The organism is Microcoleus sp. Pol1C5, from assembly GCF_036701115.1.
GTDB lineage: Bacteria > Cyanobacteriota > Cyanobacteriia > Cyanobacteriales > Microcoleaceae > Microcoleus.
Map to the genome: position 1 here is coordinate 1 of NZ_JAUBQE010000119.1, position 3,717 is coordinate 3,717.

General features: G+C 38.0%; 3 protein-coding genes and 3 pseudogenes. 2 read left to right on the forward strand and 4 right to left on the reverse strand.

What is annotated here, in order from left to right:
- Window positions 1-167 precede the first annotated feature (167 nt).
- The 4 genes and pseudogenes from QUA23_RS30525 to QUA23_RS31240 form a co-directional block, all read right to left on the reverse strand.
- Window positions 168-891 (reverse strand): IS1 family transposase gene (locus QUA23_RS30525; RefSeq protein ID WP_333077653.1). Its coding sequence is split into 2 segments (ribosomal slippage): window positions 168-464 and window positions 466-891, totalling 723 coding nucleotides; the frame shifts between segments, so codons are not numbered across the junction.
- A gap of 8 nt (window positions 892-899) precedes the next feature.
- Complete coding sequence (locus tag QUA23_RS30530) at window positions 900-1,127, reverse strand: ISAzo13-like element transposase-related protein (RefSeq protein WP_333077652.1); 228 nt, start codon at window positions 1,125-1,127, stop codon at window positions 900-902.
- Between the two features lie 16 nt (window positions 1,128-1,143).
- Window positions 1,144-1,440, reverse strand: a pseudogene (locus QUA23_RS31235) (ISAzo13-like element transposase-related protein).
- Window positions 1,441-1,516: 76 nt separating this feature from the next.
- Window positions 1,517-1,775 (reverse strand): annotated as a pseudogene (locus tag QUA23_RS31240) (ISKra4 family transposase); the annotation flags it as partial.
- Window positions 1,776-1,944: 169 nt separating this feature from the next.
- Here QUA23_RS31240 and QUA23_RS30550 point away from each other — a divergent pair.
- Both QUA23_RS30550 and QUA23_RS30555 read left to right on the forward strand, forming a co-directional pair.
- Complete coding sequence (locus QUA23_RS30550; protein WP_333077650.1) at window positions 1,945-2,253, forward strand: hypothetical protein; 309 nt, start codon at window positions 1,945-1,947, stop codon at window positions 2,251-2,253.
- A 47-nt stretch (window positions 2,254-2,300) separates the two neighbouring features.
- Window positions 2,301-3,409, forward strand: a pseudogene (locus tag QUA23_RS30555) (IS630 family transposase).
- Window positions 3,410-3,717: the final 308 nt, after the last annotated feature.

The window sequence follows — 3,717 nt, forward strand, 5'->3', positions numbered from 1 at the left end:
CTCTCTTTCTACATGGTGATCGTGATGACTTAATTCTGTGCAGTCTTCAGGGTTTTTCTCCCTTACATCTTTTCGCTACAGTCTATGACTCAGTGCCACCAGTCCGATTCCATCCCTTTATCGGTTATTAAACGATCGGGTTGCGAACATATTTCGGCGTTGCTGAATCAAGGTATGAATGCCCCAGGAATGGGAATATCGTGAAATTTCAAGTAATGTATTAATAACTTAATAGAATGCTTGAGCATTTTCTCACACTTAGAATAACAAAGAGTCTTCCGATGTAGTCTGGCTAAATAATGTCTTAGTCTTGTATTTTCTCCTTCTACTCGTGTCATATAAGTCTTACTGATAATCTGATCCTCATCAGGAATAAACATGGGATATACAGACCATCCATCAGTTACATAAAAGTAGCAGTTCCATGCACTTACTTGGTTCCATAATGGTTCAAATGTCTTAGCACGCACGAGCCCCTAATACCCATCCTAAAATTCCTAGTCGAAAGTGGTCAGCCGCTGTCCACAACCAGATTTTGTCTGTTTTTTTTACAGAAGTTTGTAATTCATCGAGCTCACCAACTTCTGGAATGACTTCAGGGTCATAAACCTCTGGTAACAGTTTTCCGACTTGTTTTACCCAATTTATTACCGTGGTATGATGAACTCCCTTAACTCGTTCTATCGCCCGTAAACCCATACCATTGACGTACATTTTTAGGCAATCACGTTTAATGCTCTCGCTATAACCTCGATGGGATTCATACTGATTAATGAATTGACGACCACATTGGACACAAATGTGATTCTGTTTTCCTTTCTTCTTGCCGTTTTTACGGATATGGGTTGATTTACATTCGCTTGTATTGCATAAATTATTCCTCCTATTCATACTCTAACTTAGCAACGCCCACGATAATTCCATTTGGGTAGATATTCATCAAAAATAATTTTCATTGTTTCTTTAAATCCCTTCGCTACTTTTCGACCAGTTTCATAAATTTTATCGCTCACATTTACTACCACAGAAAGCCCGGATTTAGTATGAGTTTTTGCCATGAGTTTTTTCACTAACTCAAGACTGGTAAAAATTACTCCTTGACAGGCTCTGGTTACGTGAGGAAACAAACGATGTTCAATCGGATTATACTTCGATGTATAGGGGGGGATATTGTGCGATTCTAATTTCTATTCCTAGCTCGTCAACTAATTTTTGTAAATCCGATTTAAAGATATGATGATTGGAATTATTACTGCCACCACCATCGCATTTTATCAAAATTTAATCCGCTTGAGGGTAGATAAATTTTCCGTAATTAACCCACCATAATTTAATCGATTCACAAGCAAATTCACTCGTGTCTTTACTAATTCCCAGGTTTAAATATCCTAGGTTATGTTGCAGATCATAAATTCCATGAGGTACTACTTTTGGGTGCATCTCACTTTTGCAAATACATCAAGCGGAAAGTTGAGCATTGAGATAAGCACAGCGCAGGGAGCATCCCGCGTTTTAACTAAGCAGAAATACCTAGCTTGATTTCGTTATTTAAATATGCACATCTCAGTCTTAAAATTTGAGAAACATTTTTTTCGTTCCACTGTGCACATACAATCTTAATTCTTGCTCCAATCTGTTTAATTAAAGACTCTACAGCTCCCGAACCAATATCAATACCCTGAATAAAGATAATTCTGGTAATCTGGGATTCTTGACTGATGTTTTCGGAGATAATTCTGGAATTTTTTACTTTCTTTAGCTCTAAATCCTATAAACTTCAGGGGGCGACAAGCGCCCCCGAACCTTTACAGGCAAAGCTTTTTGCACGATCGGTCCGCCTCAAAATTTTCGGCTTAGCGACAAAATAATCTCACGAGTGAAAAGTGCGGGTGTTGTGATAAAAAAGAAGGGTCTCGCTAATACCACAAGACCCCAATCAATTATATGATGCCCTCATTCTATCACTCAATTCTCCAAAAATATCTAACTCCAGCAAAATTACTTACCCTTCAGATGCTGGTGTGTTTGTTAAAATCTCAAAAACAAGTCAGAATAGAACGATTAGCCGCAACTCTACCATTACCGATATTACAAAGTAGTCGCCGCCGTCACATACAACGATTTTTACAGATTAAAGCGCTCAGCATTCTCGTGATCTGGTTCCCGATCATCAAAGAAGTGATATCCCGTCAGCTTTTAGCTGGAAGTCAATTAGTCATTGCATTGGATATAGCGATCGCAAATGATTTGTAAATCATAAATCATGTATAATGAGGACGTGAATCTACGTAAGAGTTGAGATGTCTGAAAAGAAATCGGTAGAAAAATTGGTGGAGCATGAAGTCCAAGCTTTATTGGAACTCGAAAATTTTATTGCCAGCAATCCCGACCCAAGAGAACTTAAAAGAGTTTTAGCTATCCGCATGTTAATTGAAGGGGTCTGCCGCGAAACCATTCAAAAGATTTTGGGAGTATCATCTCCATTTATCAGTAAGTGGAAAATCAATTATGCGTTGCATGGAATTGAAGGGTTGCTCTTAAATCATCAGGGTTCGCGGGGACAACTTAAGCCTGAAGAACGAGCCGAAATTATCCAATTGTTAACCAATAAAAACCACTGGGATTTATCCGAATTATCAAATCATATAGCAGAGCGATATCAAATTGAATTTAAATCAAAAGCTAGCTACTACCAACTTTTCAATTCAGCGGGAATTAGCTGGAAAAAATCTCAAAAAAAGAATCCAAAACGTGATGAAGAACTCGTCAAAAAAAAGCACCAAGAAATCTGTGAGATTCTTGAAGAACACCGAGAAGCTATAGAATCGAGAAAGCTTGTGGTGTATTTGATTGATGAGTGTCATCTACTCGCTTGGAGATGTCTGTGGCTATCTTTGGGGAAGGCGCAACGAGAGAATAGAAATCCCGCTGGTGAATCAGAGAGAAAAACAAACTTATTATGGCGCAGTAAATTATTTAACAAAACAGTTTGTTCTGCGAGAATATGCAACGGCAAATTCTGAGAATACAGTGGCTTTCTTAAAAGATTTACAATCTTTAGATCCCGAAGCCAGACATTTAATTATTTGGGATGGAGCTAGCTATCACAAATATAAAGATATGAAACCTTACCTAGAAGAAATTAATCAAGGCAAAGAGCGGGATGAATGGCCTTTAACTTGTGTCCTGTTTGCTCCCAATGCTCCCGAGCAGAATCCAGTCGAAGATATTTGGCTTCAGGCCAAGACTTGGGTGAGAAAATTTGGGAATCGGCTCAGTTATGAATGCCTTGGTTAAATGGTTCTTCAATTTTACCATACAGGAACAAAGCTTTGACTTTCTCAAGTTACACAAATTTGGTATTTTTGAACCAACACTCAATGGAACTGCTGCTCGATCAAACCCTTAATTAATTTACGAATGATTTGCGAGCGCTATAGAACCCAATGGAAAGAGTATAATGTCTTAATGGTAAGTGCGATAGTCCAAAAAAGCGCGTTTCCTATATTCTGGACGTTATTAGATCAACAAGGGGCTTCAAATCTTGCCGAACAGCAACAAGTATTGCGTCCGGTAATTAGACTCTTGAAAAGATATAGCAATCCTAAATGATTTTCTATATCTAGAGCAATCCTAAATAATTTTCTGTGTGTAAGTATATTGACGTATTTTGGGGAAAGCAAATTTATCTTCGTTAGTAAAAAACTCTCTCCATAA